The sequence below is a fragment of the Enhygromyxa salina genome (assembly GCF_002994635.1).
In the GTDB taxonomy this organism is placed as follows: Bacteria; Myxococcota_A; Polyangia; order Nannocystales; family Nannocystaceae; genus Plesiocystis; species Plesiocystis salina_B.
This window is the reverse complement of record NZ_PVNL01000030.1, coordinates 275716-302712: the sequence shown is the minus strand read 5'-3', so window position 1 is coordinate 302712 and position 26997 is coordinate 275716. Positions and strand designations below refer to the sequence as shown.

Sequence of the window (26997 nt, the reverse complement as noted above, 5' to 3'; positions counted from 1 at the left end):
TGCCCGCAGCCATGCCGACCACGCGGCCCTCCCTGGGCGACCACTTCCGCTACGCGTTCGACAGGTTGATGGCCAGGGGTGCGTGGGCGCTCATGGCGTGGCATCTGCTGATCGCGCTGGCGACGATCGTGATCGTCTCGCTGGTCGGCGTGATGTTGGCGCTGGTCCCCGCGAACGAGCAGGGCGAGGCGATGAGCTTTGGCGCGCTGCTGTGGACGACGCTGATGCACGCGATCGACCCGGGCACGATCACTGGCAACGAGGGCAGCGTCGGCTGGCGGGCCCTGATGATGATGGCCACGGTGTTCGGGATCCTGCTGGTCGGCAGCCTCATCGCGATCTTGGTCGCGAGCGTGGCGGACCGGTTCGACAAGCTGCGCAAGGGTCACTCGCGGGTGCTCGAGCAGGACCACACCCTGGTGATCGGCTGGTCGTCGCAGATCTTCACGATCATCGCCGAGCTCGTGCGCGCCAACGAGAGCCGCAACGGCGGGTGCATTGTCGTCTATGCCGATCACGACAAGATCTGGATGGAGGACGAGCTGCGCGTCAAGGTCCCCGAGCTCGGGCGCACGCGCGTGGTCGTGCGCGAGGGCGACCCCACCGATCCGGCGACGCTCGACGTCGTCGCGACGGCGCACGCCCGGGCGATCATCGTGCTCGCGCCCGAGCAGGCCAGCGACGACACCCAGGTCGTCCGCGCGCTGTTGTCTGTGGGGCGCACCGAGCCGGACGAGGGCCGCACCCAGCACGTGGTGACCGAGATCCGCGACCCCCACAACGTCGCGGTCGCGCGGCTGGCCGGGGACCGCCGCACCGAGGTGCTGGAAGTAGGCGAGCTGGTCGCCAAGATCGCCGTGCAGACCTGCCTGCAGGCCGGGCTCTCGGTCGTCTACGAGGAGCTGCTGAGCTTCAGCGGCAACGAGATCTACTTTATCGACGCGGCGCAGGTCATCGGTCTGAGCTTCGGTCGCGCGCTGCATCAATTCGACGACGGCGCGCTGCTCGGGCTGCGCGACGCCAGCGGTCGGGTGGTCCTCAATCCGGCGATGGACCGGGTGATCGCGGTCGGTGAGCAGCTGGTGTTGATCGCCGCTGACGACGATCAGATCCACGCCGCCGAGACGCCTTGGCCCGAGTCCAGCGCGACGGTCGAGGCGGTCGGCGCCGTCGAGGCCACCAAGGTCAGCGCGAGCGCAGCCCCGGCGCGGACGCTGATCCTCGGCTGGAGCACGCGCGTGCCGTCGATCGTCAGGGGCATCGACGCCTACGCGGCGCCCGGCTCGGAGCTGCTGGTCGTCAGCACCAACCCCGACGCCGAGGCCGTGCTCGCCACGCTCGCGCCATCGCTGACCCGGGTCGCGCTCACCCACCGCAGCGACAACATGAGTGATCGGCGGGTGATCGACAGTCTGGATCCTCGCGCGTGGAAGCACGTGATGGTGCTGCCCGATGACCGCATCGCGCAGGCGACCGAGGCCGACGCGAAGGTGCTGGTCGCCCTGCTCCACCTGCGCGACGTCGCCGAGGGGCTGGCCCGCCCCTTCTCCGTCGTCAGCGAGATGCGCGACGTCCGTAGCCGCGCCCTCGCCGAGGCCGCGCGGGCCGACGACTTCATCATTAGTGATCACTTCATTGGGTTGTTGCTCGCGCAGATCGCCGAGAACGCCGACCTCGCGGCGGTGTTCGCCGAGCTGTTCGACCCGGCGGGCGCCGAGATCTATCTGCGGCCGGCGATGGACTATGTCGTTGAAGACCACGAGCTCGACGTGCACACGCTGATCGAGATCGGTCGGCGCCGCAGCGAGGTAGTGATCGGGGTTCGCATCGGGCGGGACGCGCGGGACGAGAGCAAGAATTTCGGGGTCGTGATCAACCCGCGCAAGACCGCCCGTCTGCGGCTGACGCCGGCTGATCGGGTGATCGTGCTGGCGGCCTGAGCTCGGTCTCGCGGATCAGCACGATCGCGATCGCAGCGCGCGCGGGCTCGTCGACGACCAAGGCCACGCTCGCGCCTGGCTCGAGCGACTCACATGCACGCATGACCGCGCGCGCGCCCTCGGCGATCGGGATCGATATCCCGGGCCCGATCTGAACGGTCTGTTCGAGCTCGGCGCGCGCGAGGCCGGCTCGTTCGCACGCGCGCGTGAGCGCCTCGTCGCCTCGCCCGTGGCCGAGGATCGCCCAGCCTGCCAGGCGGATCTCCCCCGCGCGCGCGAGCACGAGCGCGGCCGCGCCGTCGGCTGGCTCGCCGACGCGCTCATCGAGCACCGCCGCGATCATGCGCGAGCAGTCGCTGCGGCGGAGTTGATCGGCTGCCCAGCTCAACGCCAGCAGCTGCCCGCACTGATCCGCCACGCACAGGCCAAAAGGACCGCGCAGCCCGATGATCCGCGTGCAGCCACCAGCCGGCATGATCGTGAGCGGCTCGGCGAGCGCGGAGCCAGCGACGTGCTCGAGCCCGTGCTGTTGGATCTCGTCTCGCAGGCGCGCGACCGCGGCCGCGCTGCTGCGGGCCTGGGCGACGATCAACCCGGTGTCGGCGTCGCGGCTGCGCTGCAGCGCACGATCCACGGCGAGCGTCAGCAGCCGCGTCGATGGATCGACACCGCGAAGATCGACGCCGCGGACCGCTCGGCGCCAGTTGATCGCATCGTCGGAGGGGTCCCAGCCGGCGCTGGCCCACCGCTGAATGTAGATCGGCGGGAGCTCCTCGACGGCCCGCGACGCCGCGTGACCACGCGCGACGATCACCGCCGCGCTCGTGCCCCCAAACCCAGCGCTGCTCAGCACGACCCGCTCGGGCACTGGCGGACGTGAACGACCGGGCCGCGACACCTGCCACGACGCACCCGCGCGCAGGCTCTCGAAGTTCGCGGTGACCGGTGTAATCTCGCTGGCCCAGGCGACCAGCATCGCCGCGAGCTCGACCGCGCCCGCGGCCCCCTGCGCATGACCGAACACGCTCTTGAGCGCGACGATCGGCGTGTCCGTTGCCGACAGCCCCGCGCGCGCGAGCCCACACAGCTCGGCAGCGTCATTCGCGATTGTCCCGGTGCCGTGGGCCAGGATCATCTGCACGTCGCGCGGGCCGAGACCGGCCTGGGTCAGCGCTGCGTGCATGGCCGCGCGGGTCCCAGCGCCGTTGGGCTCGGGCGAGGTCGGGTGGTGGGCGTCGGCGGCGAGGCCCTCGGCGAGCACGCTGGCGATGACCTTGGCCTGACCAGTCCCAAGCGCTCGCGAGCTCGCGCGCTCGAGCACGAACGCGGCCGCGCCTTCCCCCAGCGAGATGCCGACGCGGGTCGAGAACGGCGCGCACGGCTGCTCGCACAGCAGCGCGAGCCGGTCGAAAGCGGCGATCACCCGGGGCGTGAGCACGTCCGAGCCGATCACCAACACGGCATCCACGTCGGCGTTGGCGAGCAGCGATCGCGCCAAGCTCAGCGCGGCGAGCGACGAGGCGCAGGCCATCGAGGTCACCAGCCGCGGCCCGTGGACACCCAGCGCGGCGGCGATCTCGACCGCCAGCTCGGCGAGCGTGCGCGGGTGATCTTCGAGGTTGCTAGCCAGCACCAACCCGAGCGCAGCCGGCTGCTCGACGCCGGCCCGGGCGAGCGCCGTGTGACCGGCTCGGATCCCCCAGTCGACGCACAGCCGCTGCGCGACACCGTCGGCGAGCTCACCCATGTCGAGGTCGAGTCGCTCGGGGACCGTGCCGGTCCAGCGAGGTGGCGGCCGCTCGATCCTGGCGCGCTGAGCCAGCGCTGTCCCACCCGCGCGCAGCAGCTGGGCGAGCGCCTCGTCGTCATTGATCCCGGCGGCGCTGATCATGCCAAAGCCGGTGATCGCCAGCGGCTGTGAGGCGATCACCGGACCCCGTGCGCGTCGGCCAGCGCGATCACGAGCGAGCCCTCGGCGACCGCGTGGCCTTCAACCTCGACCCGACCGTCGACCCGCTCGATCCGATCGGCCCCGCCGCGGCGGCGCAGCTCGTAGACCAGCTTCGCTGGCGGCGCAACGGGCTCGAGAAACGCGACCTCGGCCCGGGCCAGCAGGCCGCCCGCGCTGAAGTTGGTCGCGGCGAGCGAGCCAGGCTCGGCGAAGCTGCGCACGCCGTCGGCCCCGTGGGTCGCGAACATCTGATCCAGCCCGAGCAGCAACCCAGCCGCCTGCGCGAGACCTTCGAGCAGGTACGCGCCGGGCCAGATCGGCCGGCCTGGAAAGTGGGCGCGAAACACCGGCTCGGCCCCGTCGACGCTCAACCCCGCGCGCAGCCGCGGGCGCGGACCCGGGACGAATTGATCGACCCGATCGACGAGCAACAGCGGCGCGCGATGGGGCAGCAGGCGCTCGATCTCCGCGGGGCCCCACGCCAACACGATCGTGGCCGGCCGCGTCACGAAGCCTCCGCGCGGGCCGTGCCGATCAGACGTCCGATCGCCTCGATGTCCGCGGGTCGCTCGGCGACGTGCAGTCGCAGCGGCAATTCGTGGGTGTCCCGCACGCCAAAATTCTCGCGCACGAGCAGGCGCAGCAGCTTGGCCGGGCCCGCGAGGATCAGCTCGCGAACGCCGAGGCCGGCGAGCGTGGCCATGCCCGCGGCGAATTGCACGGCGCCGTCGAGCTGCCCGACCAACGCGTCGATCAGCTCACCGCGACCACGCTCGCCGAGCGCGGCGCCGTCGTGATTGAGGATCAACCCAGGCGTGGACCCAAACTCACCGTGCGCCTGCAAGGCCGCCCGGTACCCCGCGCACGCACCCCGCATGTGGGCGCAGTGCCACGCCCCGCTGGTCGCTACCAGGCTCCCGCCCACGCGATCGCCGATCTCGAGCAACGCCGCTCGATCTCCGCTGAGCACCCAGTGCTGGGGCGCGTTGTGGAGCGCCACATCGACGACCCCGTGCGCGCGCCCAAGCGCCAGCGCCGACTCGAGCGCCGCCGCGCTCAGCTTCGGTAACGCGAGCATCGCTCCGTCCTGGCCGACCGCGAGCGCCCCCATCAATTGCCCGCGCCGGGCCGCCAGCGCGATCGCCCGCGCCGGGTCGACACCGCCGAGCGCCGAGAACGCCGCGAGCTCCCCGAGCGAGTGGCCGAGCGCCCAGCGTGGCCGAACCCCCACCCGCGCCAGCGCCTGACTGACGCCCAGCGCGACCGCGGTCATCAGCGGCTGCAGCACCCGCGTGTCCGCCAGCGCCTCGCCGCCCCGCCGCAGCACCTTCGCAGCCGAGAACCCGCCCTGCTCGCCCGCGAGCTGCAGCAGCGCCGCCGCCCGAGGATCGACCGCAGCCAGCTCGAGCCCCATGCCCTGCGCCTCCGAGGCGTGGCCAGGAAACAGCATGGCGATCACAGCGACAGCCCCCCATCGACGACCAGCGCGGCCCCGGTCACGTAGCTGGCCGCGGGCGAGAGCAGCCACGCGACGGCCTCGGCCAGCTCTTCGGCGCGCCCGATCCTGGCCAGCGGGATCGCCTGCTTCCAGCGCTCGATCGTCTCGCGCGGCTGGGCCTGGGCCATGCCCGCGTCGAACACCCCGGCGATCACGGCGTTGACCCGGACCTGCTTGGGCCCGACCTCGATCGCCAGCGCGCGGGTGAACGCCTCGATCGCGCCCTTGCTGGTCGCGTACGCGACCTGCCCAGGCTGGCCGCGCCGGGTGATCACCGAGCTGATGTTGACGATCGCCCCGCCGCCGACGACCAACATGTCGCGGGCGAGCGCGCGGGTGCAGCGAAGCGCGCCCTGAAGTCCGACCTCGAGCACCTCGTCCACGCGCTCGGCCGGGATCATCGCGAACATGCCCTCGTCGGGGACCGCGGCGTTGTTGACCAGCGCGGTGATCGGGCCGCAGCGAGCGCGCAGGGCGTCGAGCGAGGCGGTGACCGAGGCCGCGTCGCGCAGGTCGAAGCGGGCCAGCAAGCCGTGGCCGCCGGCGGCCTCGATCTCGTCGAGCACGGCGCGCGCCTGATCTTCACGGCGACGAAAGCCAATCACCACACGATCCCCGGCCGCCGCCTGGCGCAGCGCGATCGCCCGCCCCAGCCCGCGCGAGGCCCCGGTCACCAGCACCGTCCGCGGATCGCTCACGATCCTGGGGCCCCCGCTGGCGCTGGCTCCCGGGGCTCCCGGGGCTCCCGGTCCACCGCGCCGCCCGGCACGATCGGCGGAAACTCGCCGCGGTCCTCGGCCCGAAACGCGTAAGTGTGCTTTTTGGGATCGACGAACAGGCTGCGGTTTTGCAGCAACGGCGGCGCCGCTGTCTGCAGCTCGTGACCAGCGGCGTCGTGGAACTCGGCGATCCACGGGTGCGCCAGCTCGCCGTCCACCAACGCGATGCCCACGAAGCAGCCCAACACCGGACTGACGAAACCTTCGAGCAGCTCACCGACCTCCGCACCCTCGCGCCGCAGCGGCCCCAGGGTCGCGGCGCCGGCTTCGAGCCGGCCGATCATCCAGCTGAGCCGTCTGTTCACGCCGCGATCTCGCGCCGCTCGCAGCCCCTCGACCCCGCGGTAGTCGAGATCGAAGGCCACGCGCCACTGCAGGGCGAGCTGCAGCGGCGAGCGCCCCAGCACCCCGCGGTGGCGCGGACAGAAGAATCCGTTCTCGAGCGCCGCGCGGTCGAGCACGGCCTGGTCGACCTCGCACAGATCAAAGCGCGGCCCGAGCTCGACCAGCTTGGCCTCGAGCTGCGCCAAGCTGCTCGGCGGCAGCAGCAGCTCGTAGCCATACTCACCCGTGCTGCCGACCCGCAGGCACAGCGCGAGCTCGCCCGCGTCGGCCAGCTCCGGCAGCGCGATGCAGCTGAGGTAGCGCAGGGTCGAGAGCTCGGGCCCCAGCAGCGCCGCGATCAGCTCCCACGCGTACGGGCCACTCAGCCCAAATAGCGTACGGTCAGCCGGGACGGCCTCGAGCTCGAACTGGGCACCCGCTGGCGCGTGCGCCTGCAGCCGCGCGAGCAGCCCGGCGTCGTCGAGCCCATCGGCGATCAACAAGAACGCCTGGTCGCGCGGACACACCAGCAGGTCGGCCTCGATCCCGCCGGCCTCGTCGAGCACCAACGCATGCAACACCCGCCCGCTGCGAACGAACAAGTCCCGCGGACATAGGGCCTCGACGACCTCGTAGGCGTGCTCGCCCCGGACCCAGCCCATCGCAGGCCGACGCCGATGCGAGACCACGCCGGTCCGCAGCGCCCACAGCTGGGCGGCCTGGTCGGGCCCGCTCAGGCGGCCTCCCGCTTGGCGGCGAGCAGGTAGTTGATCGCCATGTTCACGCTGCGCAGCCCGAGTCGGCCGGCCTGGTCGTCGCTGATCCGCACGCCCGTGCGACGCTCGATCCCGACGATCAGATCGACGGCGTCGATCGAGTCGAGCGCCAGCCCGGTCCCGAACAGCGGCGTGTCGGGCTCGATCTGCTCGCGCGGGATCGCGAGGCGCAGATCCTCGAGCAGCACGTCGCGCAGCTGGTCGAGCAGCTGCTCGCGGCTGGCGACGTAGGCGGCGAGATCGGGCTCCGTCACGGGTGTCATGATGGCCGGACGTGCGGCCGCCATGCAAGCGCCTGCCCGACGCGATCGACCGCGCGCCCGCCCCGTCCGCTCGTCGACGGCCCACCGTGCCAGCTCGACATCGCGGGTCAGCCGTCGGCCGCGAGCCGCTCGACCGCGCCGCTGCGCCGCGGGTTACCCTTGGTTCGTGACACCCGGGTCGACTGAGTCCGAGCGCGGGGATCTGCTCGAGACGCGCGTCTCGGATCGAGAGCGAGCCAGCCCCGCGAGCGAGAGTGGGTGTGAGATCGGCGATCGCATCGGTCGATTCGTGGTGCTCTCGGTGCTCGGCGCGGGCGCGATGGGGATCGTGCTCGCGGCCTACGACCCCGAGCTCGACCGCAAGGCTGCGCTCAAGCTGCTCAAGCACGCGGGCAAGGCCCACGAGTCACGCGAGCGGCTGCGCCGCGAGGCCCAGGCGCTCGCCCGGCTCAACCACGTCAACGTCGTCACCGTTCACGACGTCGGCGTGCACGAGGGTCGGGTGTTCGTGGCCATGGAGTTCGTCCGCGGACAGACCCTGCGCGAGTGGATCAGCGGCGACACCCCGCGGCCGTGGCCGGAGGTCCTGCGCGTGTTCGCTGCGGCCGGCGAGGGCCTCGCCGCCGCGCACGAGGTCGGCCTGATCCATCGCGACTTCAAGCCCGAGAACGTCATGCTCGGCGACGATGGCCGGGTCCGCGTCATGGACTTTGGGCTCGCGCGTCGTGGTGATGAGCAGACCTTCGACGAGCCTGGGCGCGAGCACCCGAGCTCCCGCTCCGACAGCTTCAGCCTCGCGCTCACGAAGACGGGCACCCAGGTCGGGACCCCGGCCTACATGGCGCCCGAGCAGTTCGAGGGCAAGCTCGCGGGCGCCCACAGTGATCAGTTCGAGTTCTGCGTCGCGCTGTATGAGGCGCTCTATGGCCGCCGGCCCTTCGTTGGTGACAGCTACCAAGATCTCGCGCGGGCCGTGCTGCGCGGCGAGCTTCAGCCCCCGCCGCCGACCGCCAAGGTCCCAGGCTGGATCGCCAAGGTCGTCACCCGAGGCCTCGCGGTCGACCCTGCCCAGCGCCACCCCTCGATGCGAGCCCTGCTCGACGCGCTCGCCCGTGATCCCGGCCAGCGCTACCGACGGGCGGGGCTGGGGGGCGCGATGCTCGTCGCGCTGGCCAGCGCGGTCTGGCTTGGCGGGGTGCTGCAGCGCGGCGAGCCGCCGACCGATCCCAAGCCCTGCGCCAACATGGACGTGGAGCTGCGCGGGGTGTGGGACGTGACGCGGCGCATCGAGGTCGACGAGGCGATCCTCGCAACCCAGCTGAGCTACGCGAACCAGACCTCGCAGCGGGTCACCGCCGGGCTCGACGCCTACACCAGCGCATGGGTGGCGGCGCGCGTGGAGGCCTGCGAGGCCACGCGGGCGGGCACGCAGTCGGGCGAGCTGCTCGATCGCAAGATCGCCTGCCTCGATGAGCGCCTCGCTCGGGTCGACGCCCTCGTCGCCGAGGTCGCGGCCGCCGAGATCGCCGCGGTCGAGCGAGCCACCCAAGCCGTCATGGATCTGCCCTCGCTGGCCCCGTGCGCCGACGCGGAGGCGCTGGCGACAGGTCGGCGGCCGCCCGAGGATCCGGCCGTGGCCGCGCAGGTCGACGCGCTCGAGACCGAGCTCCACCAGATCCGCGCCAAGATCTCGCTCGCCAACTATGACGAGGCGGGGTCCATGGTCAACGCGCTGGTCGAGGCGGCCACCTCGCTGGACTACGAGCCGCTGCTGATCCAGGCCTGGCTCGAGCAGGGTGTCGTCGACGATCGGCTTGGCCACTATGAACAGGCCCTCGCCACGCTCACGCGAGCGTACGACGCGGCCCTGGGCCAGCAGATGCTCGCCGAGGCCACGGACGCCGCGATCGAGCTGACCGACGTGGCTGGCCAGTCCCTCAAGCGGCTCCCCGACGCCGAGCGCTGGGCCGCGGTCGCCCGGGCCCTGTCCGAGCTGCTCGGGACCGACAGCGCGTGGGCCCGCTACCTGCTGCACGTGGCCACGCTGCAGAAGAACCTGGGGCGCTACGCCGAGTCTCTCGCGTCGATCGACGAGGCCCGGGTGCTGACCGAGCGAACCTACGGTCCCGAGCACATCAAGGTCTCGCTGGTGCTGGCCCAGGCAGGCGCCGTGTCGCTGAACGCCGGCGAGTTCGAGCGCGCCCGCGAGCTGCTCGAGCAGGCGCTAGCGATCCTGGAGCCCGCGCTTGGCTCGGCGCACCCCAACGTCGCCAACACCCTCGCCAACCTGGGCATCGTCGCGTTTCGGACCGGCGACTATGTGCAGGCGCGCGAGAAGCTCGAGCAGGCGCGAGTCATCTTCGAGCGAGCGATGGGCCCCGAGTCGTTTCAGGTCTCGCGCACGCTCGACAGCCTTGGCAGCGCCGCGCTGCTGCAGGGCGACTACGCACAGGCGCGCGCGTACTACGAGCAGGCCCAGGTCCTGCTCGTCGAGCTCGTGGGCCCCGATCACCCGCAGATGGCCGCGCTGATCGCCAACCTCGGTGAGGTCGCGCGCAACGAGGGGGCGTTCGAGCGCGGCCTCGAGCAGCAACTGCGAGCGCGCGAGATCATCGCGGCTTCGGTCGGCCTCGAGCACCCTTCGCTGATCTTGGTCCAGACCGAGATCGGCAAGGATCTCCTGGGTCTCGGTCGCCCGGCGGAAGCGATCCCCGAGCTCGAGCGAGCGCTCGCCCTATATGACAGCTTCGGGGGCGATCCGCTGGCGCTCCCGGACATTCGCTTCACGCTGGCGCGAGCGCTGTGGGACGCGGGCACCCGCGAGCAGCGGACGCGCGCGCACGCCCTCGCGCTGCTCGCTGTCACGAGCTACGCGGGCGCGGGCGCGGCCAAGCGGCTCGCGGGGGTTGAAGCGTGGCTGGCCGAGCGCGACTCACCAACCGCAGAGGTTGCCCGGCGGTAGCGCTCCGCCCTTCTTGCCAGACTGAAAACCCGAGCTGGTCAGACAGGTCAGCGAGTACCAGGTCGCGCCCTGCCCCTTCCTGTAGGCGTCGCAGTTGCTGCCGTTCCACTCTTGTGGCGCGGTGAACGACTCGCGCCAGTAGTTGGGGGAGTCAAACCAGATGGTGCAGAGCTTGAGGTTGCCGTTGTCGCCGCCAGGCGGCGCGAGATCATCGAGCACGGGGACGTGAGGAGCCTGATTGGCGGCCTCGACCGCCATCAAGTCCTCGGCGCGCTCTAGTTCCTCCGCGTCGCATCCCCCCAGCGCCACGCCGCCGACCAGAGCGATGCAGATCATCGAATACGCGTATCGTGATGGATTATTGCTGTTGCCGTACATCTATATCCTCCTGCGCCAGCGATGCGAACCCACCGCTTCATGGATTCATACAATGCATCCACTTCACCAATCGTCAACCCGAATGAATTGCAAGCACCGTGTTCCAGCCGCGACCGCTCGGGTCGCTCGTCGCTCAATCATGCATACGCCACGTCCGAGCCGCGCGGCCAACACCAGCCCTCGTGCGAACAGCGCTCCACCCGGTGCCATCGACGCAGCAGCGTGCATCTCGTCAATCAGTGACTATGCGTTATCCGCTCATATGACATTGAATGCCTCACCGTGGGCGCGTAGCTCAACCTACCTATGTTTCACACAGACCGAAACTCCCCGGGCACCAGGCAACACATGTTCGCATTTCGAGTACTATACTGTTACTTCAAAGGACCACCATGTCGAAGCCCACCATGTCGATACGCCGATCCTTCCCTCTCTCTCTCGCTGCCCTCGCGCTGGTCGCCTGCTCGTCCGAAGACCCGGGCTCCGGCGTGTTCACGACGTCGGGCATCGACTCGGGCATCGACTCGGGTATCGACTCCACGGGCCGCGATTCCCTCGATGACGACTCGGGCGGGGGCGAGGGCAACGGCGGCCCAGGCGGGGGCGACTCGGGTGGTCCCAAGCTCGACGTCCTGCCCTCGGACACCGGTGTCGACGACGGCGTCGGGCCGGGTGAAGGCTGCGACTATGTCGATCTGTTGTTTGTCATCGACAACTCCAAGTCCATGGAGGTCTACCAGGCTGCGCTAGGTCTGGCGTTCCCCCAGTTCGCCGACACGCTCGTGGCCGCGCTCCCGCCAGGGACCAACGTGCACGTCGCGGTCACCAGCTCCGAGATGGGATACGCCGGGTCGGGTCAGACCAGCGTCTTCAACGGCATGTGCACCTTCACCGGCGACGGCGAGCCGAGCGACACCTTCTATATTACGCCGGATAAAGAGAACACGGGCACGAACGGCGCCCAGGGGCGGCTGTTCGATCCCGGCGACGGCACCTATTACTTCGAGTTCGACACCGACGACGCGGCCGCGGTCAAGCAGCTCGAGACCTGGTTCACCAGCGCCGCGGCGATCGGCACGGGTGGGTCGAACATCGAGATGACGTCTGCACCGGCCGGCTGGGTCATGGATCCTGCCAACAACGCGACCAACGCCGGGTTCTTGCGCGACGCAGGCGCGGTGCTGCTGGTCTTCTTCATGACCGACGAGCCCGACCAGACCCCGATGGTCATCGACAACATGCCCGGTGGGCTCGCGATGCTGGACAAGATCGCGGCGGCCAAGGCCGGCTGCGGTGGCCTCGACTGCGTGCTCGGCGGGGGCTTCTTGCTCGAGACGGCCTGCAACGCCCAGGGCAACCTGCCGCTCGACGACTTCCTCCAAGGCCTGCCCGAGGAAGCCGCGATCGCGCCGCTACCCAGCGAGAAGCTCTCACCCGAAGCCGCGGCCAGCGAGATGAACGCGCTGCTCGCTGACAGCCTCGCCGACGTGATCGCCACCAAGTGCGACGAGATCGCACCGGTCGGCTGAGCGATCCACCGACAACCCGCGGAGTGGCCCCAGGTGCCTGGGGCCACTCCTGTTTTAAGCGCGGTCGTAATTTCGTGTAGAACGGGTCGGCGCGAGAGCCAATCGTGCAATCCCCCTCGTGCCCCAGCGAATACGTGCACCTGTACCGATGCGGTCATCGCACGAATAGAGTCGCATCATTACTGTACTGAGTCAGCTTCCTGGTCCCACGATATCCGCGGCCGCTGTTACTAATCAAAAGCGTCGCCATTGTGTCACGGCTGAGTCGCCGTTGAGGCTTTGCTCAGCTGCTCCATTCGCATGACATCCTGTCAGTGCTAATCTGCCTCCACCATGAAACGGACACATCTCACAGGTTTAGCAATCACCCTGTTGCTCGGTGGCAGCGCGCTCGGCTGCGATAGCAGTGAAGAATACGAAGAGTATTTGATGCTGCGTAGCGGTGACGTCGATCTCGAGGGCGACCTCGAGGCCACGCTCGAGGCCGACGTCGAAGCTCAGGCCGACGCTGACTCCGAGGCCGACTCCGACGCTCAGGCGGACTCCGACGCCGAGGCGGTCGCCGACGCCGAGGCTGACGCGCAGGCTGACGCTCAGGCTGACGCCGACGCGGAGTCCTCACCCGACACCAACGTCGAGATCGACGCCGAGGTCAACTTCGAGCTCGATATCGACGGCGAGGACTCGGACATCGACATCGACATCGACTCCGACCTCGACATCAACACCGAGATCGACGTCGACTCCGAGGTTGACGCCGACGCTGACGCCGACGCTGACGCCGACTCTGACGCCGACGCTGACGCCGACGCCGACGCCGACTCCGACGCCGACTCCGACGCCGACTCCGACGCCGACGCCGACTCCGACGTCGACTCCGACCTCGACTCTGATCTCGACTCCGAGATCGATGTCGAGAGCTAATGCAGCGAAGGCAGCACCAGACAGCGACTGCGGTCACGACAGGTGGTGCCGGGCCTCCGGCGACATCAATGCTGATGATGAGATGCGCGGAGATTGGTAGAGGTTCGAGGCCGAGACCGTTGAGGTCTCGGCCTCGATGATCGCGGCCCCACGACGATCTGGCCTCTGGTACGCTCCCGCGGTGCGCAGCTTCGACGTCGCGGTGATCGGCGGTGGCATCGCGGGCCTGTGCTTCGCCCGCCACCTGTTGCGCGCTCGCCCGTCGACCACCGTCGCTATCATCGATCGCCGTCGGCTCCCGGCCGACCCGACCCAGCGAGCGGTCGGCGAGTCGACCTCGGAGATCGCCGCGTGGTACCTGGCCCGACGGCTCGGCTTGCGTGATCTGCTCGAGCGCGATCACGTGATCAAATTTGGCCTGCGGTTTTGGCTGCGCGATCCAGCCGACCCGGCGGCGATCGAGCGACGCGTCGAGTTTGGTCCCATGAGCGTTCCGCCGCTCATGCTCGAGCGCGGCGCGACGGTCACCCCACCGCTCGAGCCCCACGCGTACCAGCTCCACCGCGGCCGGCTCGAGGCCGCGCTCGCGCGCATGCTCGAGGCTGACGGCGCTGAGCTGCTGGGCGCGACCGAGGTCGTCGGCGTGACGGTGTCGAGGACGTTCAGCGAGGTCGAGCTGCGTCGCGACGGGGAGACCTCATCGCTGCGCTGCCGCTTCATCGTTGACGCCAGCGCGACCGGCGAGCTGACCCGCACGCACCTCGGCCCCCGCGCGCGCGAGCGACAGCTCCCGCATGAGCTCGCGGCCGCCTGGTGGTGGGTCGAGGCCCGGCTCGATCCCGCCTCGTGGGCCGACGCCGCGGTGAACGCTCGCTGTAGCCCCGAGCTGCGCTGGCGCAGCACCCATCACTTTGTCGGTCGTCACTATTGGTCATGGGTGATCCCGCTGTCCGACGGCAGCACCAGCGTGGGGATCGTGGCCGACGCCGCTTCGCTGGATGTGGACGACCCCGCCCCCCTCGCCGATCAGCTGCGAGCGGTGCTCGAGCGCGAGGAGCCCCAGCTCACCGCCAAGCTCGCGGACCACCCCAACACCTCGAGCCGCGCGATCGCAGCGCGGCCGCGCGCGCGCTGCTTCGACGCGCCACTCCAGGATCGCTGGCTGGTCACGGGCGCGGCGTTGGCCTTCATGGATCCGCTGTACTCGCCGGCCCACGATCTCACCGCGCTGGTGCATGAGCTCGCGGTTCCAGCGATCGTGGCCGAGCTCGACGGCACCCCGACGAGCGAGCAGTCGCGCGCGCAGATCAACGCCAGCGTCGCCCGGATCGTCGACTACTACGCGACGATCTACCTCGACGGCTGGCCGGTGCTGGCCACCGCCAAGCTCGCGGCGATCAAGATCACCTGGGATCAGCTGAGCTACTTCGGCTGGCTGTGTCCGCTGGTGATGTCGCAGCGACTGAGGGATCCGCTGACGATGCAGCGCCTGCGCCCGCACGGCGAGCGGGTGCACTTGCTCAACGAGCGGGTCCAGGCGCTGCTGCGCCGTTGGGTGCGGCTCCGGCCGGGTTCGGATCAACCCAGCGCGAGCGGTCGCGAGATTGACCTCGGTCGGCTGCGCACGGTCATGGATCGATTCTTGGCCCTCGAGTCGCTCGCAATTGGTGACACTGCAATCACGCTCGAGCAGCTCGAGCGGCACACCGCCCGGGCCGTCGAGCTGCTCGAGGGCCTGGCGCTGGCGATCCTCGAGCGTGCGTGCGTGGACCTCGGCCTGGACCTGCCGAGCGGTCCGCTCGATCCCTACTGCGTTGGCCTGGACCCGGAGCGGTGGGGGGCCGACGGCTTGTTCGGGACCCGGCGCGCCCGCGATCACTCGGCCGAAGCTCGCGCTGACCTCGACTATTTGTGGGGCGAACAGTGACCCCGATGACCCCGATGATCCCGATGATCCCGACGTCCACGACGATCCCGCTGCTCGACGCCATGCTCGCCGATCCTGCCCGGGCCCAGGCCCCGCTCGGCGACGGCCCAGCCCGGGCGCGAACAGGCGTCGCCGTGGCCAGCTTCATCGATGGGCTGCGCTGCTTCGACGCTGGCCCCACGGCGATGATCGCCCGTGTCGAGGCGCTCGCGCCCGAGGCTCAGCTGTTCGCGTGGGAGGGCGTCGGGCTGGCGGCCGAGGCCCGCGGACAGATCGACGTCGCGCTCGCGGCTGCGCCCACGTTCGCGCCGCTGCTGTTGGTGGGCGCCGGCTGGGCCGACGCCCTGCGCGGGCGGAAGATCGGCGCGCCACGCTGCGCCCACGTCGATCGCTGGTCGGTCCTCGACGGCCAGGGGTTTTGCCTGGGCCTGCTGGATCGCCGGGCGGCGCTGCTGGAGTTCGCGCCCGAGCCGACGGTCGCGCTCGCCATCGATCAGGGTATCGGCCGCAGCCTCTACTTCGTGCACGGCGGGACCGCGTCCGCGATCGAGCGAGCGATCATGGACGTGCCCGCATCACGACGGGGCGCGCTGTGGTCAGGTGTCGGGCTGGCCAGCGTAATTACCAACGGCCTAAACGACACCGCGCGCGCCGATCTGCGTGAACGTGGTGGCGCCGACCTGCAGCTTGGGGAGCACCTCGCCGCGCTGCTGCTCGCTCGGATCAGCACACCACCACACGAGCCGCCGACCGGGTGGGCGGCCACCGTGCTCGACGGCAGCGAGCCGCCGATCGCCGTGTTGCGCCGCGGGCTCGATCGCGGCTAGCGTCTATCTCGTGGACCCGTCGGCCGCCGCCCGTCGCGAGCAGCTCGATCGCGCGATCGAGCTCAAGACGTTCGAGATCGCGTGCGCCGATGCGCTCGTCAGCCAGTGGTCGAGCGGCTCGGAGCGGGGGTGGTTGCTGTCGATGCTCGCGGGCGGACTGGGGACCGCGCTCGCCGTAACCCGGGGCCGGACCGCCAGGCAGTGGGCCGCGCGAGCCAGCGCCCTGCGCCACGAGCTCATCGAGCTGAAGATCGAACGTCGGCTGCTGTAGGCCGCACGAGGCGGGCCTACGCACCGTCGGCCAGCTGGTTCTTGGCGCGAACCGCCAACACGATGCCGATGAACAGCAAGATGATCCCCGCGGTCATGCCAGCGCCGCCCAGGCTGACCGCGATGATCGCCCCGGTGGCCGCCATGAACGGGATCCCGGCCCCGACCGCGACACCGCCGAGCACCAGCAGACCCGCGCCGGTGCCCGTCAGGATCAGTCCGGTGCGCCGCCGCTTCTCGAGCTTGGCCTGCTCGGCCGCCCGGGCCTGCTCGCGCTGCTGCTCGAGCTCCCACGGGGCCGGCTCGGCTGGGGTGGGGTTTGGCGCGGGCCCGACCGGGGCGGACGGAGCCGTCGCGCTGGGCAGCCCGACCGGCTCGGGCTCGGGCGCGGCATCGGCTTGTTCGGCATCGTCAGCCCCGTCGGCGGGGGCGTAGAAGCGCACGACCTCGCGGGTCCGCGCGACCCAGTTGACGTCGGCCCCAGCCAGCGCCACCGCCAGTCCGTTCATCTCACCTGGACCAGCGCCCGCGAGCGAGTCGGCGATCGCATCGACCGCGCGCCCGACCTTGTCGACGACCTCGCTGACCACCGCCGAGAAGGCCTCGCGCTCCAGCCTCCAGTCGAGGTGCTGGGCCATGCGGCGCAAGTGCAGCCGGCGTGGCGCGGACACGTCGAGCTTGGCGCTGAGCTCGTCGATGTGCTCGGCCACGTCCATGCCCAGCGACCCCTGCGCGAACTCGCGATCGAGCGCGGCGAGGTCCGAGGCGTCGAGGCTGCGCAGCTTGCTGAGCGTACCCAGCAGCGCGTAGTCGGCCTCGCCCGCGATCTGCTGGACCCGCGCGGTGACCCGCGGATCGCTGCGGTTTTGCTCGGGCAGCTCGGCGACGCTCGACAGCAACAGCGCGCTGCGCAGAGACGCCCGCACCAGCTCCCCCTCGTGGGTCAGCCGCTCGCGGTCGGCCTCGGTTGGCGGCTTCGCCCCCGCGGCCCGACGCTGCTCGTGAAACCACCGCGTCGTGTGCCTGTGGTTCATGCGCTCGAGCGTGGCGTCGAGTCTGTCGAGCTTGCGCTCGAGCTCATCGTCCGCGAGCGGGACTTCGCTGGGCTGGCCCGCTCGTCCGCTCGCGCAGGCGCTGCCGCTCACGGCGAGGCCGCCAGCGAAGGTCGTCGTCAGGAATCCGCGCCTGTCCATTACTTCGAGATATACCACCTCGAGACCGAGCGCGTGACTTTCCCAAGACCCGCTGGTCCGCTACGGTCGCCGCTCATGCGTCGCCGTCCCTTGCTGACCTCGTTGGCCCTGCTCTCGCTCGCCTGCCACGCCGAGCCCAATCCCCAGCCAAGCACCACCGCGCTGACGGATCCCGCCCCCGCTGCGGTCGAGCCGGCCAACGCTGCGGTCGATCGCGAGCCGCTCCCCGAAGAGCGACACTTTGCCACTCTGCGCCAGCTGACCTTCGGTGGCGAGAACGCCGAGGCCTACCTCTCGTTCGCCGAGGATCAGCTGATCTTTCAGAGCACCCGCGACGGGCTTGGCTGCGATCAGATCTTCACAATGGGGATCGACGGCAGCAACCCGCGGATGGTCAGCTCGGGCAAGGGCCGCACGACCTGCGCGTACTTCTTGCCCGGCGACGACAAGCTGATCTACGCCTCGACCCACGCGGCCGCCGACGACTGCCTGGCCAACCCCGATCGCAGCAAGGGCTACGTCTGGAAGCTCTACGACGAGTTCGACATCTACGTGGCCAACGCCGACGGCTCCGACGTGCAGGTGCTCTCGGCCTCGCCCGGCTACGACGCGGAGGCCACCGTCTCGCCCAAGGGTGACGAGATCGTGTTCACCTCGACCCGCGACGGCGATCCGGAGATCTACCTGATGAAGATCGACGGCTCGGACCTGCGGCGGCTGACCAACGCGCCCGGCTACGACGGCGGGGCGTTCTTCAGTCACGACGGCACCCAGATCGTGTGGCGGGCCAACCGGCCCGAGGGCGCCGACGAGCTGGCCAAGTACGCAGAGCTGCGCGACGAGGGCCTGGTCCGGCCGACCCGGCTCGAGCTGATGGTCATGAACGCCGACGGCAGCGATCAGCGAGCGATCACCAGCAACGGCGCCGCCAACTTCGGCCCGTTCTGGCACCCCGACGGGCGCCGGGTGATCTTCGCCAGCAACGTCGCCGATCCCAACGGGCGCAACTTTGATCTGCACATCGTGCCCATCGACGCGGGCGCGGATCAGGCCGCCGAGCGGGTCACCTTTGGCGAGGAGTTCGACGGCTTCCCGATGTTCACGGCCGACGGCAAGCAGCTGATCTTTGCCAGCAATCGCCACCATGACGCGGACGGCGACACCAACGTGTTCATCGCCGACTGGGTCGATTGACGCGATCGCGTCGAGCAGGCGCGAGATCGAGCCATTCTTGCGGCTAGGCCAGCGCCAACCCGTGGGTGTGGCCCGGCGCGAGCGGCTCCGATCCGGTAGCCCCAAACCCATGGTCGTGGCACGCTGCGACTCGTGGGTCGCGCTCGGCAAGCTCGGACAACCGTCGCAAAGCGTCGCCGTCCGAATCATGTGACATCGCAAAGCATCGACATTCCGCAAGCGGATCGGCTCTCGCACCTGCGCCGGTTGGCGCTGGCGATCCGCGATGGTGTCAGTCACCCAGCGACCTTGCAGGAGTACCTGGGCGTCGACGCCCGGCACTTCAACTACTACCGCCACGGCGCCGAGCTGCTCGCGCTCGCCGAGCGCCGCGAGCAAGGGTTGCGGGTCACCACGCTCGGCGAGCGCCTGCTCGAGACCGCCGAGGGCTCGCTCGACGAGCGCAGCGTGTTCCGGCAAGCGATCGCCGCCGCGGCCCCGCTCGCGCCCTTCGCCGGGTACTTTGCGGGTGAGTCGGTGACCAGCGTCCAGCTGGCCCGGCGGATCCAGTCGCTCACCAAGCTGTCGAGCTCCACCGCGCAGCGCCGGGCCCGAACGCTCGCGCGCTGGCGAGACTATTTGGTCGGCCCCGAGCACGCCCCCACGACCGAGCTGTCGATCCCCAAGCTCGGTGAGCAGCTCGAGCGGATGGTCGCCCACCACAACGCCGTGGCCAAGCAGCGAACCTTGGACTGGCTACACCGGGCCACGCCCGCGCGGTTCGAGGGCATCTGCGCCGAGCTGCTGTGTGCGATGGGCTACGACCAGGTGCGCGTGGTCGGAGGCAGCGGTGACGGGGGCGTCGACGTGCTCGCCGTGCACCGCGATCGCTGGGGCCACCAGCTCGCGGTCGCGGCCCAGGCCAAGCGCTGGTCGAGGTCGCTGGGCCGCCGCGTCGTCGACGAGATGATCGGCGTGCTCGTGCGAGGCCGGCTCGGTCAGGCGATCTTGATCACGACCTCGGACTTCTCCAAGGCCGCGCGCGAGGCCGGTGCCGCCGAGCCACGTCTGCGCCTGGTCAACGGCGCGCAGCTGGTCGAGCTGATGGCCGCGCACGATGTGATCGTGGGCTTCGGTCGCCACGGTGAGCTGGTTGATCTCGACCCCGAGCGCGGCCGCGCGGGCGTGCCACGGGCGTATCTCGGCCTCGAGGCGCTCGCCTCCCAGACCCACGCCCGCTCGCCCTGAGCCGGCTCAACGCACACGGAGTGTCACGTCGACAGATCGCCCAGTCGCTCGAGCGCCTCCACATCCGCCGCGTCCTTCGGGCGTCCTGTGCTGCGCTTATTTTGGAGGAGCGCGCGACGGCTAATGACACGAACGCTCACGCCATCGAAGCTTCGTACGACGCTCTCGGGCCACGCCTCGTTGAAGCTCACCCCCCGCACGCTCGTGAGTAGGTCGACCGCAAAGGGACTCCGCCCGAACCGAAAGCCTGTTGGGGGAGATCCATCAATTTGGCCAAGCACATCGAGCGAGAGTCCGGGTGGCAGCCCGAACTCTGTCATCGCTTGCATTACCCGCGCCGCGTTCCCTGGAGTTGCGTGAACCCACACGTCCAGAGCCTGGGTTGTCCGTAAGTACCCGTAGATCATCACGGCGTAGCCGCCTACGAGCATGTACTCAGCGCCGGCCTCGTTGAGGCAGACGAACAAATTAGCAAAGTCCGGTGGCAGTCGGGGTGCGCTCAACCGATGCGCTCCACCGGCCACTTTCGCCGCTCGTCTTTGGGTGTCGGACCTTCGGGATAGGGGACACCTTGCAAGGCAAACGCGATTCGGCGCAACTGCTCGAGCTGCTCGAGTCGCTCGTTGAGGCTCGCTGGCGGCGAAGGCGGCGAGTCAGAGAGTGGCTCGAGTCGCCAGGTCTCGCGCCGAATTTTCGCCCGTTGCTGCCGCGCCTGTGCGTCGTCGCGCATCATGGCCAAACTACCATACATCTCCGACCACGGCCGCTTCGCTGCTGAGACCGCGCTCCCAGCTGGTCCACGCGCGGCGTCACTGAAACGGCTCGGGCGCGGTCAGCCGCCGGGTCTCGACGGCCGCCGCTTCGACGTCCTCGCGCGCGAAGGGCATCTCCACGTAGGTCCCGGCGACCCAGGCGTCGACCAAGTCGCCCCAGAAGTCCGCGTTGGGCGAGCCGCCGTTGCCAGGCGCGAAGTTGTAGTGCATGCGCGGACCCTCGGGTCCAAACGCGACCACCGAGCGGAACATGGGGCCGTGCTTGCTGATGAACTCCGGGGCCACGTCGCCGTTGGCGTCAAAGTAGCGGCCGGTCAGTTGGTTGAGTGAGCCGACCGAGCCCGCGGTCCCGACGTCGCCCCAGGTCAGCGCGTCGATCGGGGACTCGAACCGGGTCTTGTGGATCGCATCCCAGCGCAGCCCGCTCATGTCGACGCTGCCATAGCGATCCGCCAGCCACACGGCGGTCGCGTCGAGGGCCGCGAGCGCCAGGGCCTCGGGCGTACCGTCGAGCAACACGCTGGCGTTCGCGTAGGCCTCCGTGATCGTGAGCGCGCTGAACTTGAGCGGGAACGCTGGCGCGGCGCCGACGACAGCCTCGAACACCAGCGACATCTCGTCGCCAACGGTGACCCGGGCGAGCTCGTTGGCGAACACGAAGAACCCGATCGCGGGCCCGGAGTCGGCGGCCATGCGCCGGTCCCAGCCCTCGAGCTGGGTCACGAGCGACTCGATGTCGGCCCGCCCCTCGTACTGCGCGAGATCGGGATCGCTGGCGACGGCCGCCCACGCGGCGCTGACCACTGGCAGCAGCATGTCGGCCTCGGTCAGGTGGTTGTCGGTCTGCAGCGCCTGCATCGCGGCGACGTCGACCGAGCCGTCGGCGATCAACCGGCGCAGCTCGTCGTCGCCACGCTGGGCCCGAAACCCGGGCAGGAAGAAGGTCCCGAAGTAGAAGGGATCATTGCGGACGTCGCCGTCCTCGGTGAACCCGTAGGGATCGTTGTTGGAGCTGAGCAAGTAGCCCTGGGCCGGGTCGCGGCTGGCGGGCAACAGCGCGTCGGCCAGGTAGGCGCCGCTCCAGTAGCTGCTGGCGTCGGCGCCATCGAGCATCGAGAACGGGATCGCCATTGCGCTCGGACTGCCGCGATCGGGCACCAAGATACGCGAGCGATAGGCGATGCTCTGGGCGTCGGCGAACAGCCAGTTGAAGGTTCCGACCTCCATCATGTCGGCGGCGGCCTGAAATTCATCGACGCTCGTCGAGCGGCTCATGGCCATGAACGCTGGGAGCTCGTTGCCGGCCGTGAACCCGGTCCAATTGAGCAACAGCCGACGATCCGCGCCCGCGACGAACGCTTCGTCGATGCCCAGATCGAGCAGCAGCGCGTCGCCGAGCAGCAGCCCGTAGCCCGGCACCTCGTCGACGACCAGGACCACGTCGGACTGGCCGCGCACGCCGATCGTCTCGGTCCGCGGCACGTAGGCGACGCTGGCATCACCCACTTGCACGGTCTGCGCGTCGGCGTTCACGCTCACCGACCACAGATCCATGACGTCAGCCGTGCCCGTGGTCGCGCCCCAGGCCACGCTCTGGGTGTGGCCCAGCTGGACCCCTGGCGAGCCCGCGAACGCGAACCCTGCGACGGCGTAGTTGCCACCCGCGGACTTACTGTCGAGGTGCGTGGCGTAGACGATCGACGGGCTCGACATCGGCTGGTGTGGATCGTTGGCCAGCAGCGGCCCACCCGTGGCCGTGTGCGCGCCCGCGACCGCCCACGCGTTGGAGCCCTCGACCGAGAATTCGGCGAGGGTCTCGTGCAGGCGCTTCAGCCCGGCGATCGTCGGGCGCGGATCGACGTCGGGCGCGGGCGGCAGCGCCAGGTTTCCTAGCCCGAGCGGCAGCGCAGCGCCGGGCGCCGGGCGATGTTCGGGCGGCAGCGTGAAGATCGGATAGGCCGGCAGCGGCAGCTCGAGCGCGTCGAACAAGGTCGGATCGATGCGCAGCAGCACGGTCGTGAGCAGCTCGTTCTCGAGGCTGTTGGAGTTGCCGAACATCAGGAGCTTGGCGATCGCCCCGACGTCCGCCACCGTCCACGGCTCGGGGATCAGATCGAGCCCCTCGGGTCCAAGCCCGACGGGCCGATCGCGCTCGTCACTGGCCAGCTCCTCGATATACGCGTTGACCCCCGCGACCCAGGCCTCGTACAGCGCGTAGTCGTCGGGGTGTTGCTCGCGGACCCGCTCGATGTCGCGGGCGCCGAGGTCACGAAAATTCATGATCCGCGACAGCTCGTCCTCGTCGACCTTGCCTACGCCGAGCACCTCCGCCTGGCGCCCGAGCGCGCGACGACGCAGCAGCACCATCTGCGCCAGCCGAGCCTCGGCCTGCAGATACCCCGAGGCCCAAAACAGGCTCGCGTCGGTCGGCGCGTAGACGTGGGCGACGCCCTGGGCATCGACGTACACGTCGACGACCCCGGGCTCGGGACCAGGATCACCCTCGGCCGGCCCGCAGCTGCCGAGCAACGGCGGGAGCAACAACGCGACACGACACGCAGGAAACTTCGACAAACGACGACGTAGGTGCATTGGGAGCTCGCGCGACACGGCGCGGCGGCCAGCATAGCCTCATTCGCGTGACCACGGGGTACCCTCGCTCACGCGCATGGTCGAGCAAGGCGAGCGAGTCACGCAGTCGGGTGGAGCGAGCTCTAGCGGGTCGAGCTCGAGCTCATCCCGCACGCTCGAGATCGGCTTCTTCTTCGACGGCACCCTCAACAACCTCGAGAACGCCGGGGGCAGCCGCGAGGGCAGCTACGCCAACGCGAAGTCCAACGTCGCGCTGCTGTATCAGCTGTACTCGAACGCCTCGGACCACGACGGCGACGGCAGCGAGCGACGGCGGCGGGGGGTGTACCTCGAGGGGATCGGCACCAACACCAACGGCTCGGACGACATGGTCGACGCGGCGCTCGGGACCGGCAACACCGGGGTCTCGGCCCGGGTTCACGCGGCCTGCCGACGACTCGAGCAAGAGGCGCGAGGTCGCGGCTACGCGGAGATCCTCGTCGACACCTTCGGGTTCAGCCGCGGCGCCGCGGCGGCGCGCTACTTCGTCAATTGCGTCAACCGGCGCTCGTTCGAGCCAGTCCGGACCGGGTTCTTGCTCGACGACGAGCCGACTGACCTCGGCCGGGTACAGCTGCCCGAGGCCACGGTGCGGTTCGTCGGCCTGTTCGACACCGTCGCCGCGATCGGCACGCCCCGCGACGGCGCCGACACCTCGGACGCCGACAACGCCGACGTCAACGTGCACCTCGACGACAGCTCCGCTCAGGCGATCTGCCACTTCGTGGCCGCGAACGAGTACCGCAAGAACTTCGCGTCCAACTCGATTCGCTCGCGCTCGGGCGCGGTCCCCAGCGGCGGCGTCGAGATCGTGTATCCCGGGGCCCACTCCGACATCGGCGGGGGCTATCGGGCTCGCGGCGAGACCGTGGTGCCGGTCCAGCCCGCGTTCGGCAACTTCGCGACCCGAGCAGAGGCGCTCGCGTGTCGCGACGAGCTGATGCAGCGCTACTCGGCGTTCGCCCAGCGCATGATCCACGAGCACTACGCTGGCACCCAGCCGCCAGAGTTCTCGCTCAGCTACGACGAGATGCGCGAAGACCCGAACGGGCTGCCGTCGACGCGCTACTCCTACGACGGCCGGGTCGCGTGGGTCCGGTCCTCGATCGACCCCGGGCTCGAGAAGGTCTACCTCGAGCTCATGCACAGGCAGGCACGCAGTCACGGCGTTCCGTTTCGCAGCGTCCCCAACACCTCGGAGTACGCGATCCCGGCGATCCTCCAGGGTATCCACAGCCGGCTCGCCGCCAGCCCGCAGCTCGGCGTCGCGGACCTCGCGATGCTGCGCATGAACTTCATCCACTGGTCATGCCACTACGGGCGCGCCGACGGCAACGCGCGGGAAGCCATGCGTCGGATCCCGGGCTTTCAAGTCGACATTTACCCGCACGAGCCGGCGCCCAACTGGCAACGCATCATTCACCACAACCAGCCAAACCGCGCGTGCTGACGTGCCTCGCTGATTAGTTCTCGGCCACTTCCTGGCCCTTGATCACCACATTGCCCGAGCCCTTGACCAGCACGTCCTTGCCCTTGATCTGGATCTTCCCATCTTTCTTCAGGGTGATCGACGCGTCCCCGCACTTGAAGACCATCTCCTCGGCGGCCTCGACGATGACCTTCTCGTCGCCCTTCACGGTGAGCCGATCCGTGACCTCGAGCGAGTAGGTGTTGGCGCTGGTCACCGTCATCGCGTCCGCGCTCTCGACCGTGAGCTTGTTCGACGCGACCGACTTGTCCCCGGCCACGGTCTCGCTCGCGTCGCCGCCCACGCTCAGCGTGTGATCCTCGCCGATCGCGGTGGTCCGGTTGCTGCCGATCCGCTCGTCGAGCACGGTGCCCACGGTCACGCTCTTGGCCACGCCCACCGTCTCGACCGCGCTGGCGCCGACCGTGTCGGTCCGGCTGAGCCCGATCGTCTCGACCTGGTTGCAGCCAACCGTGAGGGTTTGGTTGTTGCCGATCTGCCCGGTCTGGTCGTGCCCGATCGAGAACGACTCGTCGTGACCGATCGTCTCGCGCTTGTCGTCCTCGATCTCGATCGTCCAGTCCTTCTCACCGTGCAGGTAGATCTCTTCGTCGCCCGCGGCGTCCTCGAAGCGCAGCTCGTTGGAACCGCCGCCGCCCGGCGACGACTCGGTTCGCCAGCCGCTCTGGGTCTTGTGATCAGGCAACGCAAACGGCGGCATGTGCTCGGAGTTGTAGACGCAGCCGGTCACCAGCGGGCGATCGGGGTTGCCCTCGAGAAACTCGACGACCACCTCCATGCCGATCCGCGGGATGAACTGCGCGCCCCAGCCCATCCCCGCCCAGCTCTGCGAGCAGCGAATCCAGCACGACGCGTCCGCGGCGTAGCTCGGGTGCTCCTGCCAGTAGAACTGGACCTGGATCCGCCCAAGCTCGTCGGTGTGAATGTCCTCGCTCTCGGGCCCGGTCACGATCGCGGTCTGCGGCCCGTACTCGCGCGGCTTGGGGGTCTTCGCTAGGGGCCGGATCGGCGCGTCGAAGGGCACGCACTCGAACTCGTTCATGTAGGTCTCGCCCGCGGTGCCGCTGGTGCTGACGTCGACCTCGGCGCCGCTGTGGCGAACGTGGGTCACCAGGTACTCCTGCTCGAGGTCCATCCGATAGTGACCGACGACCCGAAACCGCAGGCCGGGCCGCATGGCCGTGACGTTGCTGCGACCACGCGCGACCCGAGCAGCCAGCGCGCTGGCGAGGCGCTGATCCTTGGCCCGGATCTCGAGCTCGTCCTCGATGAAGCGCCGGGTGCCGTGGGCGTAGACCCGGCGGTCGCGGCCGCGATCGTCCGCGCCCTCGTCGAGCGCGCTCAGCAAGTGCCGCGGGGTCCTCCAGTCGAAGTCGCGGCGCAGCACGCTGGTCGAGCCCAGCTCCTTGGTCCACTCGAACTCCTGAATCGACTCGACGTCGGCCTCGCTCGGGTTGCTGGTGATGATCGGCAGCTCGGCGCTGCCGTGGGCGCCCTCGAGCTCGGCGTACTGGGCGTTGGCGTCGCGCAGGGTGAGCCGCTCGAGCTTCGATTTGGCGTCGTGGATGAACTCGTACGAGATGCCCTCTTCCTCGAGCAGGCGCGAGACAAAGTCGAAGTCCGACTCTCGATACTGCACGCAGTAGTCGCGCAGCGCGTGCCCGCGCTCGATGCCCGCGAAGTCCAGCTCGCGCCCGTAGTCGCTCAGCCCAACCCCCAGGACCTGCTTGACGAGCTCGCGCACGTCGATCTGCTGCCAGATCCGCGAGTCCACCCTGCGGCGCAGCACGGCCGCGGCCGGGATCACGTAAAAGCGCAACAGCAGGTGGGGATCGCCGACGCCGAGAAAGTCGATGCGCGAGACCAGCCCACACACGGCGCGCGCGGGGCCATGTCCGCGGACGAGAGTCAGCGCCGCGTCACAGCCAAGCAGCGTGTCGGTGTCGAAGTGCTCGGCCTCGGTGCGCGCGTCGATGACCGCCCGGTACGGCTCGTTGAGCGCCTCGCTGACGCTGACGCGGGTCACTTGCCACGCGACGTCGGCGTGGTCGGACAGCGCGAGCTCATAGCTGACAGGCGGGAGACGTTCAGGCATCGATTGGCTCGCGGAGGCTCTGACAGCGTATAACACTCAGCGGGCTC

Annotated in this window: 21 protein-coding genes; 10 read left to right on the top strand and 11 right to left on the bottom strand. The window is 69.7% G+C overall.

Features of this window, described 5'->3' with window-relative positions; translation table 11 throughout:
* The first annotated feature begins 11 nt into the window (after positions 1 to 11).
* On the top strand, positions 12 to 1940 hold the full coding sequence (locus ENSA7_RS06175; protein WP_181233276.1) for a CASTOR/POLLUX-related putative ion channel: 1929 nt from the start codon (positions 12 to 14) through the stop codon (positions 1938 to 1940).
* Here the strand turns inward: ENSA7_RS06175 and ENSA7_RS06170 are convergent.
* The 6 genes from ENSA7_RS06170 to ENSA7_RS06145 form a co-directional block, all read right to left on the bottom strand.
* On the bottom strand, positions 1873 to 3870 hold the full coding sequence (locus tag ENSA7_RS06170) for a beta-ketoacyl synthase N-terminal-like domain-containing protein (RefSeq protein WP_106088262.1): 1998 nt from the start codon (positions 3868 to 3870) through the stop codon (positions 1873 to 1875). The genes ENSA7_RS06175 and ENSA7_RS06170 overlap by 68 nt on opposite strands.
* The gene (locus ENSA7_RS06165; protein ID WP_181233274.1) at positions 3867 to 4400 is read right to left on the bottom strand and encodes a 3-hydroxyacyl-ACP dehydratase FabZ family protein; all 534 of its coding nucleotides are present in this window, start codon (positions 4398 to 4400) and stop codon (positions 3867 to 3869) included. Before ENSA7_RS06165 ends, ENSA7_RS06170 begins: the two co-directional genes overlap by 4 nt.
* Positions 4397 to 5341 (bottom strand): ACP S-malonyltransferase, encoded by a 945-nt coding sequence (locus ENSA7_RS06160; protein ID WP_146157391.1) that lies wholly within the window; start codon positions 5339 to 5341, stop codon positions 4397 to 4399. The genes ENSA7_RS06165 and ENSA7_RS06160 overlap by 4 nt, the downstream gene beginning before the upstream one ends.
* Positions 5342 to 5346: 5 nt before the next feature.
* A complete protein-coding gene (locus tag ENSA7_RS06155; protein ID WP_181233272.1) occupies positions 5347 to 6087 on the bottom strand; it encodes an SDR family NAD(P)-dependent oxidoreductase in 741 nt (246 codons plus the stop codon).
* Positions 6084 to 7154 (bottom strand): aminomethyltransferase family protein, encoded by a 1071-nt coding sequence (locus ENSA7_RS06150; protein WP_106088258.1) that lies wholly within the window; start codon positions 7152 to 7154, stop codon positions 6084 to 6086. Before ENSA7_RS06150 ends, ENSA7_RS06155 begins: the two co-directional genes overlap by 4 nt.
* A gap of 71 nt (positions 7155 to 7225) precedes the next feature.
* Entirely contained in the window at positions 7226 to 7522 is a 297-nt protein-coding gene (locus ENSA7_RS06145) for an acyl carrier protein (RefSeq protein WP_219907918.1), read from the bottom strand.
* Positions 7523 to 7697: 175 nt separating this feature from the next.
* Here ENSA7_RS06145 and ENSA7_RS06140 point away from each other — a divergent pair, with 175 nt between their 5' ends.
* Complete coding sequence (locus tag ENSA7_RS06140; protein ID WP_181233270.1) at positions 7698 to 10493, top strand: serine/threonine-protein kinase; 2796 nt, start codon at positions 7698 to 7700, stop codon at positions 10491 to 10493.
* Here ENSA7_RS06140 and ENSA7_RS06135 read toward each other — a convergent pair.
* Positions 10464 to 10829, bottom strand: a complete 366-nt coding sequence (locus ENSA7_RS06135) for a hypothetical protein (RefSeq protein WP_146157390.1) — start codon at positions 10827 to 10829, stop codon at positions 10464 to 10466. The two genes, ENSA7_RS06140 and ENSA7_RS06135, sit on opposite strands and share 30 nt — an antisense overlap.
* A 434-nt stretch (positions 10830 to 11263) precedes the next feature.
* Between ENSA7_RS06135 and ENSA7_RS06130 the strand changes: the two genes are divergently transcribed.
* The 5 genes from ENSA7_RS06130 (at position 11264) to ENSA7_RS06110 (ending at position 16349) form a co-directional block, all read left to right on the top strand.
* On the top strand, positions 11264 to 12400 hold the full coding sequence (locus ENSA7_RS06130; protein WP_146157389.1) for a hypothetical protein: 1137 nt from the start codon (positions 11264 to 11266) through the stop codon (positions 12398 to 12400).
* Between the two features lie 333 nt (positions 12401 to 12733).
* Positions 12734 to 13324, top strand: coding sequence for a hypothetical protein (locus ENSA7_RS43265; RefSeq protein WP_181233268.1), 591 nt, complete (start codon positions 12734 to 12736; stop codon positions 13322 to 13324).
* A gap of 181 nt (positions 13325 to 13505) precedes the next feature.
* Entirely contained in the window at positions 13506 to 15251 is a 1746-nt protein-coding gene (locus tag ENSA7_RS06120; RefSeq protein ID WP_181233266.1) for an FAD-dependent oxidoreductase, read from the top strand.
* 5 nt (positions 15252 to 15256) lie between these two features.
* Positions 15257 to 16078 carry a DUF1702 family protein gene (locus tag ENSA7_RS06115; protein ID WP_146157388.1) on the top strand — a complete coding sequence of 274 codons (822 nt, stop codon included), beginning with the start codon at positions 15257 to 15259 and terminating at the stop codon, positions 16076 to 16078.
* Between the two features lie 10 nt (positions 16079 to 16088).
* On the top strand, positions 16089 to 16349 hold the full coding sequence (locus ENSA7_RS06110; RefSeq protein ID WP_106088251.1) for a hypothetical protein: 261 nt from the start codon (positions 16089 to 16091) through the stop codon (positions 16347 to 16349).
* Between the two features lie 16 nt (positions 16350 to 16365).
* On the opposite strand, the gene ENSA7_RS06105 is transcribed toward ENSA7_RS06110, so the two are convergent.
* Positions 16366 to 17541: a hypothetical protein gene (locus tag ENSA7_RS06105; RefSeq protein ID WP_106088250.1), complete on the bottom strand. Its 1176-nt coding sequence runs from the start codon at positions 17539 to 17541 to the stop codon at positions 16366 to 16368.
* Between the two features lie 75 nt (positions 17542 to 17616).
* Between ENSA7_RS06105 and ENSA7_RS06100 the strand changes: the two genes are divergently transcribed.
* Complete coding sequence (locus tag ENSA7_RS06100; protein ID WP_106088249.1) at positions 17617 to 18735, top strand: TolB family protein; 1119 nt, start codon at positions 17617 to 17619, stop codon at positions 18733 to 18735.
* A gap of 189 nt (positions 18736 to 18924) precedes the next feature.
* Entirely contained in the window at positions 18925 to 19962 is a 1038-nt protein-coding gene (locus ENSA7_RS06095; protein ID WP_106088248.1) for a restriction endonuclease, read from the top strand.
* 23 nt (positions 19963 to 19985) lie between these two features.
* On the opposite strand, the gene ENSA7_RS43260 is transcribed toward ENSA7_RS06095, so the two are convergent.
* Both ENSA7_RS43260 and ENSA7_RS06080 read right to left on the bottom strand, forming a co-directional pair.
* Complete coding sequence (locus ENSA7_RS43260; RefSeq protein WP_181233264.1) at positions 19986 to 20153, bottom strand: hypothetical protein; 168 nt, start codon at positions 20151 to 20153, stop codon at positions 19986 to 19988.
* A 618-nt stretch (positions 20154 to 20771) separates the two neighbouring features.
* Positions 20772 to 23279, bottom strand: a complete 2508-nt coding sequence (locus ENSA7_RS06080) for a penicillin acylase family protein (protein ID WP_181233262.1) — start codon at positions 23277 to 23279, stop codon at positions 20772 to 20774.
* Positions 23280 to 23403: 124 nt separating this feature from the next.
* On the opposite strand from ENSA7_RS06080, the gene ENSA7_RS06075 reads away from it, so the two are divergent.
* Positions 23404 to 24816: a T6SS phospholipase effector Tle1-like catalytic domain-containing protein gene (locus tag ENSA7_RS06075; protein WP_106088244.1), complete on the top strand. Its 1413-nt coding sequence runs from the start codon at positions 23404 to 23406 to the stop codon at positions 24814 to 24816.
* Between the two features lie 13 nt (positions 24817 to 24829).
* On the opposite strand, the gene ENSA7_RS06070 is transcribed toward ENSA7_RS06075, so the two are convergent.
* Positions 24830 to 26950: a type VI secretion system Vgr family protein gene (locus tag ENSA7_RS06070; protein ID WP_106088243.1), complete on the bottom strand. Its 2121-nt coding sequence runs from the start codon at positions 26948 to 26950 to the stop codon at positions 24830 to 24832.
* Positions 26951 to 26997 lie beyond the last annotated feature (47 nt).

Coding starts and splice junctions, on each gene's coding strand:
- ENSA7_RS06175 (WP_181233276.1), top strand. CDS start 12: ATGCCGACCACGCGGCCCTCCCTGGGCGACCACTTCCGCTACGCGTTC.
- ENSA7_RS06160 (WP_146157391.1), bottom strand. CDS start 5,341: ATGCTGTTTCCTGGCCACGCCTCGGAGGCGCAGGGCATGGGGCTCGAG.
- ENSA7_RS06150 (WP_106088258.1), bottom strand. CDS start 7,154: ATGGGCTGGGTCCGGGGCGAGCACGCCTACGAGGTCGTCGAGGCCCTA.
- ENSA7_RS06135 (WP_146157390.1), bottom strand. CDS start 10,829: ATGATCTGCATCGCTCTGGTCGGCGGCGTGGCGCTGGGGGGATGCGAC.
- ENSA7_RS06130 (WP_146157389.1), top strand. CDS start 11,264: ATGTCGAAGCCCACCATGTCGATACGCCGATCCTTCCCTCTCTCTCTC.
- ENSA7_RS43265 (WP_181233268.1), top strand. CDS start 12,734: ATGAAACGGACACATCTCACAGGTTTAGCAATCACCCTGTTGCTCGGT.
- ENSA7_RS06115 (WP_146157388.1), top strand. CDS start 15,257: ATGACCCCGATGATCCCGATGATCCCGACGTCCACGACGATCCCGCTG.
- ENSA7_RS06105 (WP_106088250.1), bottom strand. CDS start 17,541: ATGGACAGGCGCGGATTCCTGACGACGACCTTCGCTGGCGGCCTCGCC.
- ENSA7_RS06100 (WP_106088249.1), top strand. CDS start 17,617: ATGCGTCGCCGTCCCTTGCTGACCTCGTTGGCCCTGCTCTCGCTCGCC.
- ENSA7_RS06075 (WP_106088244.1), top strand. CDS start 23,404: ATGGTCGAGCAAGGCGAGCGAGTCACGCAGTCGGGTGGAGCGAGCTCT.
- ENSA7_RS06070 (WP_106088243.1), bottom strand. CDS start 26,950: ATGCCTGAACGTCTCCCGCCTGTCAGCTATGAGCTCGCGCTGTCCGAC.